Origin of the sequence: Paraburkholderia sp. A1RI-2L (assembly GCF_048957375.1) — a bacterium.
Taxonomy (GTDB): Bacteria; Pseudomonadota; Gammaproteobacteria; order Burkholderiales; family Burkholderiaceae; genus Paraburkholderia.
Map to the genome: position 1 here is coordinate 782,627 of NZ_JARBTA010000003.1, position 16,640 is coordinate 799,266.

The 16,640-nt window shown below is 63.2% G+C and carries 14 protein-coding genes; 1 reads left to right on the top strand and 13 read right to left on the bottom strand.

The features are described from left to right. Positions 1-30: 30 nt before the first annotated feature. From PWP93_RS26775 to PWP93_RS26815, 9 genes are all read right to left on the bottom strand, one after another. Positions 31-1,167: a 2Fe-2S iron-sulfur cluster-binding protein gene (locus PWP93_RS26775; protein WP_421046715.1), complete on the bottom strand. Its 1,137-nt coding sequence runs from the start codon at positions 1,165-1,167 to the stop codon at positions 31-33. Positions 1,168-1,196: 29 nt separating this feature from the next. Continuing rightward, complete coding sequence (locus PWP93_RS26780) at positions 1,197-2,435, bottom strand: aromatic ring-hydroxylating oxygenase subunit alpha (RefSeq protein WP_421027153.1); 1,239 nt, start codon at positions 2,433-2,435, stop codon at positions 1,197-1,199. A gap of 62 nt (positions 2,436-2,497) precedes the next feature. After that, on the bottom strand, positions 2,498-3,283 hold the full coding sequence (locus tag PWP93_RS26785) for an electron transfer flavoprotein subunit beta/FixA family protein (RefSeq protein ID WP_421046716.1): 786 nt from the start codon (positions 3,281-3,283) through the stop codon (positions 2,498-2,500). Beyond that, positions 3,280-4,461, bottom strand: a complete 1,182-nt coding sequence (locus tag PWP93_RS26790) for an electron transfer flavoprotein subunit alpha/FixB family protein (protein ID WP_421046717.1) — start codon at positions 4,459-4,461, stop codon at positions 3,280-3,282. The genes PWP93_RS26785 and PWP93_RS26790 overlap by 4 nt, the downstream gene beginning before the upstream one ends. Before the next feature lie 4 nt (positions 4,462-4,465). After that, complete coding sequence (locus PWP93_RS26795; RefSeq protein WP_421046718.1) at positions 4,466-6,400, bottom strand: (Fe-S)-binding protein; 1,935 nt, start codon at positions 6,398-6,400, stop codon at positions 4,466-4,468. A gap of 3 nt (positions 6,401-6,403) precedes the next feature. Beyond that, positions 6,404-8,467 carry an FAD-dependent oxidoreductase gene (locus PWP93_RS26800; RefSeq protein ID WP_421046719.1) on the bottom strand — a complete coding sequence of 688 codons (2,064 nt, stop codon included), beginning with the start codon at positions 8,465-8,467 and terminating at the stop codon, positions 6,404-6,406. A gap of 52 nt (positions 8,468-8,519) precedes the next feature. Beyond that, complete coding sequence (locus PWP93_RS26805) at positions 8,520-9,053, bottom strand: DUF5943 domain-containing protein (RefSeq protein ID WP_421027158.1); 534 nt, start codon at positions 9,051-9,053, stop codon at positions 8,520-8,522. Positions 9,054-9,187: 134 nt separating this feature from the next. After that, on the bottom strand, positions 9,188-10,159 hold the full coding sequence (locus PWP93_RS26810; protein WP_035534843.1) for a dipeptidase: 972 nt from the start codon (positions 10,157-10,159) through the stop codon (positions 9,188-9,190). Positions 10,160-10,242: 83 nt separating this feature from the next. After that, complete coding sequence (locus tag PWP93_RS26815; RefSeq protein ID WP_421027159.1) at positions 10,243-11,517, bottom strand: serine hydroxymethyltransferase; 1,275 nt, start codon at positions 11,515-11,517, stop codon at positions 10,243-10,245. A gap of 444 nt (positions 11,518-11,961) precedes the next feature. On the opposite strand from PWP93_RS26815, the gene PWP93_RS26820 reads away from it, so the two are divergent. After that, the gene (locus PWP93_RS26820; RefSeq protein WP_421046720.1) at positions 11,962-12,987 is read left to right on the top strand and encodes a GlxA family transcriptional regulator; all 1,026 of its coding nucleotides are present in this window, start codon (positions 11,962-11,964) and stop codon (positions 12,985-12,987) included. Positions 12,988-13,014: 27 nt separating this feature from the next. Here PWP93_RS26820 and metC read toward each other — a convergent pair whose 3' ends face one another. The 4 genes from metC to PWP93_RS26840 form a co-directional block, all read right to left on the bottom strand. Beyond that, positions 13,015-14,193 (bottom strand): cystathionine beta-lyase, encoded by a 1,179-nt coding sequence (gene metC, locus PWP93_RS26825; protein WP_421046721.1) that lies wholly within the window; start codon positions 14,191-14,193, stop codon positions 13,015-13,017. A gap of 69 nt (positions 14,194-14,262) precedes the next feature. Beyond that, positions 14,263-14,991, bottom strand: coding sequence for an amino acid ABC transporter ATP-binding protein (locus PWP93_RS26830; protein ID WP_421046722.1), 729 nt, complete (start codon positions 14,989-14,991; stop codon positions 14,263-14,265). A gap of 36 nt (positions 14,992-15,027) precedes the next feature. Further along, positions 15,028-15,687, bottom strand: coding sequence for an amino acid ABC transporter permease (locus PWP93_RS26835; protein WP_421046723.1), 660 nt, complete (start codon positions 15,685-15,687; stop codon positions 15,028-15,030). A gap of 73 nt (positions 15,688-15,760) precedes the next feature. Then, positions 15,761-16,573, bottom strand: coding sequence for a transporter substrate-binding domain-containing protein (locus PWP93_RS26840; protein ID WP_421027163.1), 813 nt, complete (start codon positions 16,571-16,573; stop codon positions 15,761-15,763). Positions 16,574-16,640: the final 67 nt, after the last annotated feature.

Genomic DNA, 16,640 nt, shown 5'->3' on the forward strand with positions numbered 1-16,640 from the left:
GGCAGCATGCGCGCGATTCTTTGCCTTGCGTTATTTATCGATGACGAGATCGGACAGCGGCTTCGAGCAGCACATCAGCGCCATGCCCTGATCGATTTCGCGCTGGCGAATGCCGCCCTTATGATTCATCTGCACCTGGCCCGAGACGAGCTTGACCTTGCAGGTGCCGCACATGCCTTGCGCGCACGATGACGGCAGGCGCACGCCGGCCTGACGCGCGGCTTCCAGCACGTGCTGGTCCGTGCCGCACTGGATCTCGCGGTTGCTCTTCGCGAACGTGACCTTGAAGGTGGCCGCTTCCGTACCCGCTTGTGCGGGCGCTTGCGCAAGGGCCTCGGGCTCGTCCGCATTCAGTGTCTCGAACGAGAAGCTCTCTTCGTGATACTGCTTGTGCGGGAACCCTGCTTCGTCGAGCAGATCGCGCACGGCCTTCATATACGGCGCAGGACCGCACGTGAAGATTTCGCGCTCCATGAAGTCCGGCGCAATCAGCTTCAGCAGCGGCAGCGTGAGAAAACCCGTCACGCCGGGCCATGAAGTGCGCGCGCCCAGCCGCTCGCAAACGAACGAGGTGCGGAAGTTCGCATGGCTCGCGGCAATCAGTTCGAGCTCGCGCGCGAAGATGATGTCGTCGGGCGTACGGGCGCTATGCACGAACACGATGTCGCGATCCTCGGCGAGATCGTGGTGCGCGCGGCTCATCGACATCAGCGGCGTGATGCCCGAGCCGGCCGAAAGAAACAGATACTTGTTGGCCGGATGGCGCGCGCAGGTGAATTCGCCGCCCGGCCCGAGCACGCGAATCGACGCGCCCGGCAGCAGGTTGTCGTGCAGCCAGTTCGACACCTTGCCGCCCGGCACGCGCTTGACGGTGATGGAGATCGTGTGCGGCCGCGCCGGCGACGACGAAATCGTGTAACAGCGATTCACCGCTTCGCCGTCGATGTCCAGTTCGAGCGTCACGAACTGTCCCGGCTCGAACGAAAACGTGCGCCCTTGCGGCGATCGAAAGAAAAAGCTCTTTACGTCGTGTGTTTCCTGCCGCACATGGCAGCACACCAGCGTTTCCTCCGCATCGCTCGTCCAGCGCTCCGGCAGAGCGCCCCAGAAGGCAGGGCGCGTCACCCGGCTGTCGGTGGGATCGAATTGGGCCGCATCTCGCATCATGTCAAACTCCGCTCTACTCGCGCACCGGCTTAAGCGCCGATTTTTTCGGCAAGACGGCCCACATACCAGGCCGTGAATTTTTCGACAAGGCCCTCGGTGTACGGCGAGTACGGGCCCGGCTCATAGGCGCTGCTTCCCGCGCCGCGCTGCGAATACTCCACCAGCGTGCGGTCCTGGTCATTGGTCGCGTTCCACACTGCCGTGAGATTCGCCACGTCGTAATCGACGCCTTCCACGGCATCCTGATGCACGAGCCAGCGCGTGCGCACGAGCGTTTCGCCGGCCGACAGCGGAATCACCGAGAACGACACGATGTGGTCGCTCATGAAGTGATGCCACGAGTTCGGCTGGGTCCAGAACGAGAGGCCGCCGAGGTCGGCCGTGCGGAACTCACCCAGCAGCTTCTTCGAAGCCACCTTGGCGTCGAGCGTCTGCGATTCGCCGCTGCGGTCGAGCGGCAGGCGCTGCGTGCGAAAGCCCGTGACGTCCGAGAGCTTTTCGATCTCGACGGAAGGCAGGTTCATCTCCTCCCACTGCTTCGCGCGCTCCTCGCAGGTGCGCGCGAAGGCGTCCATGCCTTCAGCGTTGGCTTCCGAGCGCTGATAGCCGAAGCCGTATTCGTAGAGCGAAATCGTGAGTTCAGGATGGTTCGCGACGCAGTGATAGCACTCGCGATTGTTCTCCATCACGAGCTTCCAGTTACCCTTTTCGACGATGTCGACTTGCGCGGCAACCTTGCAGTTGGGCAGATCGTGCGGCAGCAGATACGGCTCCATGGCGGCGCGGATCATCGAGAAGTCGGGCGGATTCTCGGCCAGGCAGATGAAGATCAGGCCTGCCAGGTTTTCCACGTGGACCGTCTTGAGGCTGTGCTTGCAACGGTCGAACTGCTCGCCCATGTGCTCGGCGAACATCAGCTCGCCGGTCAGGTTGTAGGTCCAGCTGTGATACGGGCAGACGATGTTGCCCACCGTCCCCTTATGCTCGTTGCACAGGCGCGCGCCGCGATGGCGGCACACGTTGTGGAACGCGCGCACTTGCATGTCGTCGTCGCGTACGATCAGGATCGACTCGCCGGCCAGCTCGACCGTGACGTAGTCGCCCGGTTCCGGAAGCTCCGGCTCCGTGGCTACCTGAATCCAGTGTTGACGGAAAATCGCCTCCATGTCGAGCGCGAAAATGTCCTCGCTGCGATAGAAGGGTGCTTCAAGGCTGTAGCCTGCCTGGCGGCGTTCCACCAGTGCGCGAATGTCTGCCGATACGTTCATCGTTTGCTCCGGATTTTTCATCCCTGGTTCTTGCCTGTTTCTTGCCGACAGCTCAGCAAATATCAGTAATCGATGAGTTGATGCTCGCGCAAATACGCGAGTATCACTTGTGCTTTTTCGACCGAACTCCCCTCAATTACGACGCTCCCGCCACGGCTCTCGGTCGTGACCGCCGCGAGCATCCGGGAATGCCCTGAGCGCTTCTCGGGGGCGGCGAACTTGACCGGCTTGCGCTCGATGGGACCGACCTTCCAGGCGGCCGCTTCATCGCTCGCAAAACGCGCCGCGCGCTGGGGACGGATCGTGCCCGAACGCAGCCGCGCATAGGCGTACTGAGGCTGGCCGCTCGCCAGCGGATGCACGGCGATCACCGCCGGCAGCGCCGTTTCCACGCGGCGGCGCAGGCCCTTGGGCAAGAACTGGCGCACCGTCGCCCGGCCCCCTTTTACGTCGACGTCCACAGCGCTGCCCACGAGCGGGCAGCGCAGCGCCGCCGCCACGCTGTACGGCAGCATGCCACTGTCGTGCGCGCCCTCGGCGCGCGTGCCGGTCAGCACGAGGTCGTAGCCGCGCACGCGTTCGGCGAGCGCGCGCGCCGCGTCGTCGCCGGGCGCGCATGCCAGCACCTCGACTTCGCGCGCGCCCAGCGCGAGATACTCGGCCAGCGCAGGCTCATTGGCGTCACCCGCGTGAATCACGTCGAGTTGCGCACGGTGCTGATCGGCGAGCTTGCGGCCGATTTCCAGCGCCTGCGCGTCGTTGCGGCTGTAGCGCGGCGCGCCGCTCACGGGATGGCGGCCCGCCGAGACCAGCACCGCGATGCGTGCAATCTGTTGTTGAGCGTTCATGCCGCTACTCCCGCGGTTTGAGCTTTCGGTTGACGTGGTTCACCGGCAGCCGGCGCTTGCCCGCGCGTTGCACGCGCGCTCTGCACCTGCTGGATCAATGCCGCGATGGTCTGCTGCGCGTCGCCCACCACGGTCAGGTTCGCGCGCTTCGCTATCGGCGCGCTGCCGTCCATGTTCACGGCAATCACGTGACGGCAATCCTTGATGCCCTGCAAATGCTGCACGGCCCCGGAAATGCCGAACGCGATATACACGCTCGCCTCGACCGTCTTGCCGGTCGCGCCCACCTGCTTGTCGCGCGTGAAATGGCCGTTGTCCACGGCCACGCGGCTCGCGCCGATGGCCGCGCCGAACACGCCCGCGAGTCGCTCGAACGACGCAATGTCGGTCACGCCATTGCCCGCCGAGACGATGAAGTCGGCCTCTTCGAGCGCCACCTGGGCCGCGTCGATTTCCTCCAGACCCAGATCGAGATAAGGCTGCTCGATATCGCCAGCGGGACGGATGAAGTCGCCTGCGAGACGCTCGCCCGCCCCCACGAAGGGCAGCTTCGCATCCACCGCGTTGGGCTCGAGCAGAATCACATCGGGCAGTGCGCGCGTTGCGAACGCGCGCTTCGCCTGTTCGTAGGCGCCCACATGTTTCGCGTCGATCTCGACCACGTGCGCCGCCACGCTCGCGCTGGCGCAGGCCGCATAGCGGCGGCCCAGATCGCCGTCGCCGGTCGCGTTGTCGGGCACGAATACGTGCTTGGGCGCGAGCGCCGCGGCGCAGGCCTGCAACGCGCGCAATTCGCTTTCGGGTGCGAACACGCGGCGCTCGAAGCCCGGCAATTCGATCAGCTTGTCCACGCCGAGCGCCGCCGCATCATCCTTCAATTCGCCGAACACGAGCAGCGCCACTTCGGTTTTCGCATCGGCCAGCAACGCCGCCGCCGCGATGGTCTGGCACGTATGGTCGTCGAGCGCGCCACGCTCGGCGTGAGCCACCACCAGCATGACTTGATTCGGATCGCTAACTTGACGGCGAGGCTTGGCTGCCGCTGCGCCATGCGCGTGGCCGCTCCAGTGCTCCGCGCTGGCATCCGCGCTGCCGCTCTCGCCGAGCGTGATGCGCCTGAGTCCTGCCGCCGTAATGATGAAGGGGCGGCGCGGATCGATTCGTTTGATCGCGTTCATCGGTTCACTCCAGCGAAGCAGCAACGAGTTCGGCCACGTCGAGCACCTCGGGGCGCGGACCCACGACGCCTTCGAGCATCGCCGTGCAGTTCGGGCACGCCACCGCGACTACCTCCGCGCCCACGGCCTTCGCGTCGGCGATGCGGATATCGGGGATGCGCTGCTTGCCGGGGATATCGGTCAGCGGCGCACCGCCGCCACCGCCGCAGCAGCGTCCGCGCATGCCGTTGCGCTCCATCTCCACCACCTGGATGCCGATGGTCTTGAGCAGCTTGCGCGGCGCTTCGGTCTCGCCGTTATAGCGGCCCAGATAGCAGGGATCGTGATACGTGGTGCGCTTCTCGCGCAGCGCCTCGACGGCCTTCGGCGCAATCTTGCCGCTCGCGGCAAGTTCGGCGAGGAAGGTCGTGTGATGCAGCACCTCGTAACGCGTGCCGAGCGCGCGGTATTCGTTGCGCAGGCTATGCATCACGTGCGGATCCGCGCTCACGATGCGCTTGAAGTTCAGCGTCGCGAGCGTGCCCATCATTTGCTTCGCCATGCGCTGGAAGGTTGCCTCGTCGCCGAGACGGCGCGCCACGTCGCCCGTGTCCGTTTCCTGGCCGCCCAGCACCGCGTAGCTCACGCCCGCCTTGTTGAGCACCTTCACGAGCGCACGCAGCGTGCGTTGATAGCGCATGTCGAACGCGCCTTCACCCGCCACCAGCAGCACATCCACAGGCTTGCCCGGCTGTGCGATGGGCGCGTTCAGATCGACCGACCAGTCGTAGCGCGCAGCCTTGTCGTAGCCGCCCATCGTGCCGGTCTCGCGCAGGTTCGCGAGCACCTCGGGGCCCTTGCCCGGCACCGTGCCGTGCACGAGCGTCTGGTTGCGGCGCATGTCGACGATGGCATCCACGTGCTCGATCAGCATCGGGCACTCCTGCACGCAGGCGCGGCAGGTGGTGCACGACCACAGCGTTTGCGCTTCGATCAGGCCCGAGACGATCGGACCGTTGGGCGCGCCGCCATGCTGGCCCACCGCAATGCCAGGCGTGGGGCTGCCCGCATAGGCCGCGTCAGTGCCGCCTGCCATGCCCACCACGAGATCCTGAATCAGCTTCTTCGGATTGAGCGGCTGACCCGAGGCGAACGCGGGGCACGCAGCTTCGCACTTGCCGCACTGCACGCAGGCGTCGAAGCTCAGCAGCTGGTTCCAGCGGAATTCCACCGGCTTGGCGACGCCATATTCCTGCTGCTCGATATCGGGCAGCTTGAGCGCCGTGGGCGGCGTGTCGGTACCGTTGCCGGTCCAGCCTTCACGCGTGGCGGCAAAGCGCTCCTGGCGCGGGTGAAACGCGAGATGCAGCAGGCCTGCGATGGCATGCTTCATCGGGCCGCCCCTGGCTGCACCGAAGGTCATCGCGAATGCGCCCACGCCGATCAGCAGCGCGCACAGCACCGCGAAACCACCCGACATCGCGCCGGTCGGCACGACCATGAACAGCACGAGGCCGAGCGCGAACGAACCAAGCACCCAGGGCAGCGTATTCCACGGGCCCTTCGACAGACGCGCGGGCACGTTCTTCGCGTGACGGCGACGCCACACGAACACCACGCCAACCAGCATCGCGAGCGCCGCGAGGAAGATCAGCTTGTCGAGCCACGGCGAGTAGATCGCCAGACCGTAGTTGATGAACACGAGCGCGAGCGCCCCAATCGCGCCGCCGGCGGTCGCCACGTGCGTCTTCGCAATGTACGGGTCGCGCGCGACCACGTGGTGCAGATCAACGAAATAGCGCTTCGGAATGCTGAACAGCTTGGTGAAACCGAAGGCGCCGAACGAACCGGGCGCCGCTGCACGCCCGACGCGCCAGTAAGCGGCCCGCTTCGCGACGGCGAACGCGAGCCCCGCCATCGACAGCCACAGCAGCGCGGTAATGAGCCAGGTCGGGTTCATGGGTCAGAAGTCCTTCACGAGCCGCAGCGCGTCATAAATTGCGCCGTGGATGTTGTGCATCGAGATGCAGTCGCCAACGCGGAACAGCAGGAAGCGGCCGTTGCCGAGTTCTTCGGTAAGGCACGGCTGCGCTTCCGACGCGAACAGCTTGTTCACATCGACCTGGCCGCGGTTCACCGATTCGTTCTTGAGCTTCCAGTAGAGTTCGTCGTTCGGCCGCGTGCCGTTCTCGATCACCACCTGATCGACTGCGCGCTCCTCGAGCTCTTCCGTGTACTCGTTGCGCAGCACCGCAATCTTCTTGCCGTCCTCTTCGTAGACGCGGTCGAGCCAGTAATTCGGCGTCAGCACCGCGCCCTGCGCGTACAACCGGCGATAGAAGATCGGGAACGTCGTGCCGCCCACGTCGTCGGCCACCTTGACGTCCGGCGTCACGATCTCGACCTTCGAGCCGCGGCTCGCGACGAAATCGGCCACGCCCGAGCCCGCGTGCGTACTGATGCCGTCATAGATCAGCACGTTCTGTCTGGGCTCGACCTTGCCCGTGAGGATGTCCCACGAGCTGACCGCGAGGCCTTCCGCCACGCCCCAGCCCGGCACCTCTTCGGTGTAGCTGTGACCGCCAGTTGCGAGCACAACGATGTCCGGCTTCTCGGCCATGATCATCTTTTCGTCGGCCGCGACGCCCAGCCGGCGATCCACGCCGAGGCGCTTGGTTTCCATGTCGAACCAGCGCACGATGCCGGACATCTGCTCGCGCTGCGGCGCCTTTGCCGCGATCATGATCTGGCCGCCGACTTCGGTGTTCTTCTCGAACAGCACGACGTCATGGCCGCGCGAGCGCGCAACGCGCGCTGCTTCCAGGCCTGCGGGGCCCGCGCCCACCACCACTACCTTGCGTTTCGGGCCACGCGACTTTTCGATCACGTGCGGCATCGTCTCTTCGCGCGAGGTCGCGGCGTTCTGCACGCACAGCACGTCGAGGCCGTTGTACTGGCGGTCGATGCAGTAGTTCGCGCCGACGCACTGCTTGATTTCGTCCTCGCGACCGTCGCGGATCTTGATCACCATGTGCGGATCGGCGATCTGTGCACGCGTCATGCCGACCAGGTCGATCATGCCGTTCGCGAGCAGGCGCTCGGCCTGGCCCGCGTCGCGGATGCTCTGCGCGTGCATCACCGGCAGTTTCACCACCGACTTGATGCCGCCGGCCAGATGCACGAACGGCTCCGGCGGCAACGCCATCGGCGGCATGCAGTTCACGAGGGTGTTGTGCGTGTCCGCGCCCGAACCCACCACGCTGATGTAGTCGATCAGGCCGGTCGCTTCCATCGCCTGGGCGATTTCCTTCGCGTGCTCGTGGTCGATGCCGTTCTCGTGGAACTCATCGCCGCACATGCGCAGGCCGACGCAGAAGTCGCGGCCCACGGCTTCGCGCACCGCCTTCAGCACTTCGACGCCGAAGCGCAGGCGGTTCTCGAAGCTGCCGCCCCATTCGTCGGTGCGGAAGTTCGTGCGCGGGCTCCAGAACTGGTCGACCAGTTGCTGGTGCGCGGCCGAAATTTCGATGCCGTCCATGCCCGCGCTCTTCACGCGGACCGCGGCGGCCGCGAAGTCCTTGATGATGCGCTTGATGTCCTCGACTTCGATGATCTTGGCGTTGCCGCGGTGCACCGGCTCGCGCACGCCCGACGGCGTCACCAGGTGCGGCCAGTGCTCGCCGTGGTAGGCATTGCGGCGGCCCATGTGCGTCGCCTGGATCATGATCTTCGCGCCATGGCGATGCATTGCTTCGGCAAGGCGCGACAGCGGATCGATGACCTTGTCGGTCGTGAGATTGACCGACTTCCACCAGCCCTGCGGGCTATCCATCGAGACCGGGCTCGACCCGCCGCAGATAGCGAGGCCGACGCCGCCCTTGGCCTTCTCCTCGTAATAGCGGATGTAGCGCTCGCCCGGCAGGCCGCCCGGCTCGGCATAGACCTCGGCGTGTGCCGTGCTGACAATGCGGTTACGCAGCGTCAGCTGATTAAGCTGGAGGGGTTTGAACAGGTTGGGATAGCGCATCGCAGGCGACCTCTGGCGTTCGTATGTCTCGTGTTACTTGGTGTAGTTCTTTTTAGTGGGCGATCGGCGACACTTCAAAGACGCAGTGATCGTGGTTTTCGGCCGCGCACTGCACTTCCTTCGATTGCGAGCGCGGTGCGCCCTTGCCTTCCGGCGTCGTGTCGTTGACCCAGTCCATCGCGCCGGCGAACCAGCCCGCGAACATGTAGCAAAGCTTGCCTTCCTTGCCCGGCTGCTGGAGCACGAACGACGAATGGCGCAGCTCGATCCTGGCGCGCGCGCTCGACGGATCGGCCTCGATGATCGAGAACAGACCCCAGCCGCGCTGCGAGAGGCGCTTCAGGTAATGCTCGAATACCGCCATGCCGGTCAGGCCGTGCAGCTTCGCTTCCTTGTCGCACCAGTGATAAGCGGACTTGTAGCCGGCCTTGTAGAGAATTTCCGCATAGGCCTCGACGCCGAGCGCTTCCTCGACGGCGACGTGATTGTTCGTGAAGAAATGACGCGGAACGTACAGCATCGGCAGCGCGTCGGTGGTCCAGACGCCCGTATCGGGATCGACGTTGATCGGCAGTTGCGGTTGCATCGTAGTGACTCCGTGAGGAAAAAAGCCGATTGCGTCGTTGCGCAGGCGCGGCATCGCCCGCGTGCCCCGCGCGTCATGCGCCGGGCACGTCCCGTTGTTTCGTGTTTGGTGTGCTGGCTAGACCGTCGTGCGGCTTACGCGCCCCACACGTCCTTGTACACGCGCACCCAGTTCTCGCCCATGATCTTGCGGATGCGCGATTCCTTCCAGCCGGCGCGTTCCATCGCGGCGGTCAGGTTCGGGAATTCGCCGATCGTGCGGATGCCTTCCGGATTGACGATCTTGCCGAAGTTGGTGAGCTGGCGATAACGACCCTTGTCGTGCGTGAGCATGTCGAAGAACTCTTTCGCGTAATCCTGCGTGAAGTCCGTGCCGATGCCGACCGTATCTTCGCCCGCGATGTTCACGACATAATCGATCGCTTCGATATAGTCTTCGATCGTCGATTCGATGCCGCGCTTCAGGAACGGCGCGAACATCGTCACGCCGACGAAACCGCCCGCATCGGCGATCTCCTTGATCTGCGCATCGCTCTTGTTGCGCGGATGGTCCTTCAGGCCCAGCGGCAGGATGTGCGAGTAGCACACCGGCTTCTTCGAAAATGCGATCGCTTCCGACGACGTGTTGCCGCCGACATGCGAGAGGTCGACCATGATGCCGACGCGGTTCATCTCGGTGATGACTTCGCGGCCAAAATCGGAGAGGCCGCCGTCACGCTCGTAGCAGCCGGTGCCCACGAGGTTCTGCGTGTTGTAGCAAAGCTGCACGACGCGCACGCCCATGTCGGCGAACGCTTCGATGTAGCCGAGGTTGTCTTCGAACGCGTGCGCATTCTGGAAGCCGAGGATGACCCCGGTCTTGCCTTCCTTCTTCGCGCGGAAAATGTCTTCGGTCGTGCGCACCAGCGTGAGCAGTTCGCTGTTGTCGCGAATCTGCTTTTTCATCACGCCGATGTTGTCGACCGTCTTGGTGAAGTTCTCCCACACCGACACGGTGCAGTTCGCAGCCGTGATGCCGCCCTTGTGCATGTCTTCGAACACCGGCCGCGCGAACTTCGAAATGTTCAGGCCGTCGATGATGATGCTGTCCTGATGCAGCGTGCTCATGTGTCTCTACTCCAGTATTGTCTGACGTCGGTGGGGTCGACCGTGTTCGGGGAACGGGCCCGGCGCGCCGGGCCCCTCTGCAATCAATAGATCGGGAAGCGTTCGCACAGCGCGAAAATCTCGCGGCGCACGCGCTGCTCGGTGGCGGCGTCGCCTTCCGGATGCGCGCGCAACGAATCGAACACTTCGAGAATCAGGCGGCCGATCTCGCGGAACTCCGCCACGCCGAAGCCGCGCGTCGTGCCGGCCGGCGTGCCCAGGCGAATGCCCGAGGTGACCGTGGGCTTTTCCGAGTCGAACGGAATGCCGTTCTTGTTGCAGGTGATGCCGGCGCGCTCGAGCGCCTGCTCCACCTGGTTGCCCTTGAGGCCCTTGGGACGCAGATCCACCAGCAGCAGGTGGTTGTCGGTGCCGCCCGTGACCAGATCGACGCCGCCCGCCTTCAGCACTTCGCCGAGCGCCTGCGCATTCGCGAGCACGCTGTCGATGTAGGTCTTGAAGCTCGGATCGAGCGCCTCGCCGAACGCCACCGCCTTGCCGGCGATCACGTGCATGAGCGGGCCGCCCTGCAGGCCGGGGAACACGGCCGAGTTGATCTTCTTGGCGATTTCCTCGTCGTTGGTGAGCACGAAGCCGCCGCGCGGACCGCGCAGGGTCTTGTGCGTGGTCGACGTGACCACATGCGCATGCTCGACCGGGTTCGCATGGCGGCCGGCGGCGATCACGCCCGCAATATGCGCCATGTCGACCATCAGCTTCGCGCCCACGCTATCGGCGATCGCGCGGAAGCGCGCGAAGTCCAGCTGGCGCGGGTAGGCGGAAAAGCCCGCGATGATCAGACCCGGCTTATGCTGATGCGCGAGCTCCTCGACCTGGTCGTAGTCGATACGCATCGTTTCGCGGTTCACGCCGTACTGCACCGCGTTGAACCACTTGCCCGACAGCGCGGGCTTGGCGCCGTGCGTGAGGTGGCCGCCCGCGTCGAGCGACATGCCGAGCACCGTCTCGCCCGGCTTGGCCAGCGCGAGCATGACCGCGCCATTGGCCTGCGCGCCCGAGTGCGGCTGGACATTGGCGAAACCGGCATTAAAGAGCTGCTTGATGCGCTCGATCGCCAGCGACTCGATCTCGTCCATGAATTCGCAACCGCCGTAATAGCGCTTGCCGGGATAACCTTCCGCGTACTTGTTGGTGAGCACCGAGCCCTGCGCTTCCAGCACCGCGCGCGACACGATGTTTTCCGACGCAATCATTTCGACCTGCGACTGCTGCCGCTCGATTTCTTTCAAAATGCTTTTACGCACCGCGGAGTCGCGCTCGGCGAGCGGCTGCGAAAAGAAAGCTTGAGTGTTCGACATAGAGCATCCGTGACGATGTGAGATGAATGGCCCGGCCCGTACCGGAAGGCCCCGCCCCGCCTGGGTTTCGTGCCCGTCGGGACGGTGGCGGTTGACGGCTCTATTCTTGTCGTTCGTATTTGCGGCCGATGTATGAATTCAGACGCGTTCTTTTCCTTTTCCGCCATCGGCGTCCGTTTTTCACAAGTACCGGGAACATTCGCTAACCACGGGTGGAAGGTTTCCGATTCCAACAATCATCAGACGTTATTCGCGGTGAATTGAATGCACCGGGCCGCCGCACGCCAAATTCCTCCGAACACGCTTTAAATCTGACCGCGCGTATTTTTGTCGGGTTTGAATTAGGGTTTAGCCGCATGGCACACCTGGCACGCCAGATTCGAAAATGAGCTAGCTTGGCGCGGGCTTCCGCCCAGGCTTCAGAATTAAAGGAATCGTCCTCTCATGGTCCCCGCCCGTTCGGCGACGTTGGCGCACTTTGCGTTCATGCCGCTGCCCAATTTCACGATGATTGCGTTCACGAACGCCATCGAAGTTCTTCGCATGGCGAACTACCTGAGCGGCCAGCCGCTCTACCGGTGGTCGATCATCAGCCCGCAGGGCGGCCAGGTCACGGCAAGCAACGGACTCTCCATCGACAGCGGCCCCGCCGAATGCGTGGGCCAGCCCGACATCGTGTTCGTTTGCGGCGGCGTGGACGTGCAGCGCGTCACCACCGCCGATCATCTCTCCACGCTGCGCCGCTTCGCGCGCATGGGCGTGGCGCTCGGCAGCCTGTGCACGGGCACCTATGCACTCGCCAAGGCAGGGCTGCTGTCCGGCTATGCATGCGCGATCCACTGGGAGAACATGTCGGCGCTCAAGGAGGAGTTTCCGTCCACGCGCTTTCTCAAAGAGCTATTCGTGATCGACCGCGACCGGGTGACCTGCACGGGTGGCGTGGCTCCGCTCGACATGATGCTGAACCTGATCACGGAGCGGGTGGGTACTGCGCGCGTCACGCAGATAGCCGAACAGTTCGTGGTCGAGCATGTGCGCGATACCAGTGCGCAGCAGCGCATGCCGCTGGTGGCGCGGCTTGGGTCGGCGAACAAGTCGCTGTTCGAGGTCATCGCGCTGATGGAAAACAATATCGAGGAGCCGCTGTCGCGCGAAGAACTCGCAAGGCTCGCGAATATGTCGCAACGGCAGTTGCAGCGGTTATTCCATGAGCATCTGGGGATGACACCGACGCATTACTATCTGACCCTGCGGTTGCGGCGTGCGCGTGAGCTTTTGCTGCAGACCGACATGTCGATCATGCAGATCACGATGGCTTGCGGGTTTCAGTCGGCTTGCCATTTCAGCAAGAGCTACCGGGATGCGTTTGGGAATGCGCCTACCGGCGAGCGACGCAAACGCATTGCGCCGCTTTCGGGGGTGGATACGCCGGCTGTTATTGCCGCTGCCCCGTCGCTATCGGCTCACTGATTGCCTTGCTTTTTCGTGTGATTGGCGTCACGGCACGCTCAGAAAGCGGAATGCCTTATCAAGGTCCGCGATCAAGTCCTCTTTTGCTTCAAGGCCGATATGGAGACGGAACGCAAATCCGTCGTATGGCCAGTTGCTACCCGGTCGCTCGTGACGGGGATCGAAGGGCATCACGAGGCTCTCGAATCCGCCCCATGAAAAACCCAGTCCGAAGAGTTCCAGGTGGTCGACGAACGAGCGGAATCCTTCGCGGGTAAACCCGGGTTTCAGCACAACGCTGAAAAGGCCGGAGGCTCCCTTGAAATCACGTGTCCAGAACGCGTGGCCCAGGGTACCCGGCAGTGCTGGGTGGAGTACTCGTTCGACCTCGCGACGCGAGGTGAGCCAGGTGGCGACATCCACGCCATGACGGAAATGCCGATCCATACGCACGGCCAAAGTGCGTAGACCTCGCTGCACGAGATAGGCGTCGTCGGCGCCAGCATGAAGCTCCGCGGCGAAAACATACTCGCGCACCATCGGCCAGGTCTCGCGGTTGGCGGTGATTACACCCATCGTCGCATCTGAGTGGCCGCCGATATATTTGGTGGCCGCATGCACCGACACGTCGACACCGTGCTCGAACGGCTTGAAGAACAACGGCGTTGCCCACGTGTTGTCGATGACGACCTTTGCGCCTCGCTTGTGAGCCACGCTGCAGATCGCCGGCACGTCCTGCACTTCAAAGGTCTGCGATCCCGGCGACTCGAGGAAAACAACCGCAGTATTGGCTTCGAACAGGGCGGCAATATCCGAGCCGGCCATCGGGTCGTAATACGTCACCGCAACGCCGCAGCGTTTGAGAACAGTATCGGCAAAGTGCCGTGTCGGACCGTACACGCTATTGCAGATGAGAACGTGGTCACCCGACTTGACGAGCGCCATGATCGCGCTTGTGCAGGCCGCGAGGCCCGATGAAACCAGCAACGATCGATGTCCGCCTTCGAGCTCCGCCACCATGTCCTGTAGAGCGAACTTGGTTGGGGTACCTTTGCGCCCGTACCACAGTTCCCGGCCCTCAGGGTTGGACATCGCCCTGGCTCGCGCCTCCATGTCCGCCATATCGCGGAAGACAACCGTCGATGCCCGGTGAACCGGCAGATTCACAACGCCGCCGAAGGTGTCCGGATCGTAGATTCCGTGAAGCAAAAAGGTTTCAGAATGCATGACTAGTCCCTATCGGATGCACTTCGGCAACCGACTGTTTTTCAGTAACGGGCGACTACGCGAATACGCTCAGTGGGGCAGCACGCGCAGCAGGAACTCCTTTGCGCGATCGGATTGCGGATTGTCGAAGAAGACTTCGTTGCGGGCGTCCTCGACAATGATGCCCTTGTCCATGAACAGGACCCGGTGCGCCACTTTCCTCGCGAAACCCATTTCGTGCGTGACGCACATCATCGTCATGCCTTCCTGGGCGAGTTCGATCATCACGTCGAGCACCTCGTTGATCATCTCGGGGTCCAGGGCGGACGTGGGTTCGTCAAACAGCATTGCGATCAGATCCATCGAGAGCGCCCGTGCAATCGCAACGCGTTGCTGCTGGCCGCCAGACAGTTGAGCGGGATATTTGTCGGCGTGCGCGCGAAGCCCCACCCGGTCAAGCAGCGCCAGTCCTTTCACGGTTGCGGTATCGCGGTCCCGGCCGAGAACCTTGATCTGAGCGAGCGTCAGGTTCTGCGTGATAGAGAGATGCGGGAACAACTCGAAATGTTGAAACACCATCCCGACCTTGGCGCGGAGCTTCGAGAGGTTAGTTTGCTTGTCTCCCACCGAATGACCGCCAACGACGATTTCGCCTTCCTGGAAGGGTTCGAGGCCATTCACGGCCTTGATCAGCGTCGACTTGCCGGAGCCGGACGGACCACACACCACAACCACCTCGCCTTTTTTCACGTCCGTTGTGCAGCCGGTAAGAACCTGAAACTGCCCGTACCACTTCGAAACGTTTTTGAGTGAAATCATCTCGCTATCTCTACGATTCCCAAGTTACCCGTTGTCTCAGCGCACATGTGCCTGCGCAAGCCGCACTTCAACGTGACGCTGCGCCCACGACATTGCCGTGCTCAAAATCCAGTAGATTGCGGCGGCGGCCAGATAGAGCGGCAACGGTTGATACGTCGCTGCAATGACTTCCTGCGCGGCGCGCAGCATCTCCGTCACGGTGATCACGGAAACTAGCGACGTGTCCTTGATCAGGCTGATCAGCGTATTGCCTAGACTCGGTACGGCCATTCGCAAGGCCTGCGGGCAAATTACGTAGCGCAACGTCTGCAAGTGGGTGAGGCCCAGACTATGCGCCGCACTCCACTGTCCGCGGCTGATGCCGAGAATGGCGCCGCGCATGCTCTCGGAGAGATAGGCCCCGGCGTTGGCGGTCAAAGCGAGAATGCCCGCGCTCGTTGGCTCGAGAGAGATGCCAATATCGGGCAACCCGTAGTAGATGACGAAAATCTGCACAAGCAGTGGTGTGCCGCGCATGAGGCTGACGTAGCCCCGGGCAACGCCCATGATGAACGGCCGGCCGCTGATACCCATGATGGCGACGATCAGGCCGACGCACAGCCCGAGAAACGCGGAGGCAAGCGCGAACTTCAGGGTAATCAATGCACCGATCAGGAGTAGCGGCAATGCCTGAATAACGAGGTCGATTGGAGCCATAGAATGATCTGCTGCGCGGGCGCATCGCCCGGGCCGCAGCCCGGGTGACGCAAACAGAAAGAAGGATGAGCAATTACTGCGAGACGGGCTGCGTTACGTCGGTGTTGAACCAGTGCATCGAAATCTTTTTCAACGTACCGTCCTGCTTCAGCGAACTGAGAGCGTCGTTCACCGCCTTTTCGAACGCGGGATTGCCCTTGCGGAACGGAATGCCCATTTCCTGCTCGCCCCCTTTGAGTACCGCGCCCGGGCGAAGCGGGAGATTCGAAGTCTTGATGATGTATGGCAGCATCAGGCGGTCGTCGAGCGTCGCGTCGATGCGGCCGGACGCGAGATCGCGCAGTTTCTCCGGCGCGCCAGGATAGGTTTGGACGTTGATGCCCGAAACCGCGCGGGCCATCTGGTCATAGTTGGTGCCGAGCGTTACGCCGATTTTCTTCTCGCCGCTGAACTCGCCGAGCGATTTGAACTCGCGCTTGTCGTTGGTGCGCTGAATCAGCTGGGCCGCCGAGAAGGTGTAGGGCTGGCTGAAATCCAGCGCCTGCTTGCGCTGGGGCGTGATGGTGACCTGATTGACGATCACGTCGAATTTGCCGGCCTGCAGGCCGGCAAGGATACCGCTCCACTCGGTGGGGACGAATTCCGGCTTGACGCCCAGTCTGGCAGCAAGGGCCTTGGCGACATCCACATCGAAGCCTTCAAGCTCGCCGGCAGCGTTCCTGTAGTCGAACGGAGGATAGGTGCCCTCCAGGCCGACGTGCAGCACACCGCTCGATTTCACCGTTTCGAGCAGGTCCTGGGCGTGGGCAGTGGCGCCCACAAAACCGAGCGCGGTCATGACGAGCGCACCGCGCATAAGCAGACGCCTGGTGTTCGAAAAATTCATGGTCTCCTCGTGGATTCAAGTGGGTCGTTCTAATGGGTGTCGAAAGCGGCATGCCTTCAACGGGTTG

Coding starts and splice junctions, on each gene's coding strand:
- PWP93_RS26775 (WP_421046715.1), bottom strand. CDS start 1,167: ATGATGCGAGATGCGGCCCAATTCGATCCCACCGACAGCCGGGTGACG.
- PWP93_RS26780 (WP_421027153.1), bottom strand. CDS start 2,435: ATGAACGTATCGGCAGACATTCGCGCACTGGTGGAACGCCGCCAGGCA.
- PWP93_RS26785 (WP_421046716.1), bottom strand. CDS start 3,283: ATGAACGCTCAACAACAGATTGCACGCATCGCGGTGCTGGTCTCGGCG.
- PWP93_RS26790 (WP_421046717.1), bottom strand. CDS start 4,461: ATGAACGCGATCAAACGAATCGATCCGCGCCGCCCCTTCATCATTACG.
- PWP93_RS26795 (WP_421046718.1), bottom strand. CDS start 6,400: ATGAACCCGACCTGGCTCATTACCGCGCTGCTGTGGCTGTCGATGGCG.
- PWP93_RS26800 (WP_421046719.1), bottom strand. CDS start 8,467: ATGCGCTATCCCAACCTGTTCAAACCCCTCCAGCTTAATCAGCTGACG.
- PWP93_RS26805 (WP_421027158.1), bottom strand. CDS start 9,053: ATGCAACCGCAACTGCCGATCAACGTCGATCCCGATACGGGCGTCTGG.
- PWP93_RS26810 (WP_035534843.1), bottom strand. CDS start 10,159: ATGAGCACGCTGCATCAGGACAGCATCATCATCGACGGCCTGAACATT.
- PWP93_RS26815 (WP_421027159.1), bottom strand. CDS start 11,517: ATGTCGAACACTCAAGCTTTCTTTTCGCAGCCGCTCGCCGAGCGCGAC.
- PWP93_RS26820 (WP_421046720.1), top strand. CDS start 11,962: ATGGTCCCCGCCCGTTCGGCGACGTTGGCGCACTTTGCGTTCATGCCG.
- metC (WP_421046721.1), bottom strand. CDS start 14,193: ATGCATTCTGAAACCTTTTTGCTTCACGGAATCTACGATCCGGACACC.
- PWP93_RS26830 (WP_421046722.1), bottom strand. CDS start 14,991: ATGATTTCACTCAAAAACGTTTCGAAGTGGTACGGGCAGTTTCAGGTT.
- PWP93_RS26835 (WP_421046723.1), bottom strand. CDS start 15,687: ATGGCTCCAATCGACCTCGTTATTCAGGCATTGCCGCTACTCCTGATC.
- PWP93_RS26840 (WP_421027163.1), bottom strand. CDS start 16,573: ATGAATTTTTCGAACACCAGGCGTCTGCTTATGCGCGGTGCGCTCGTC.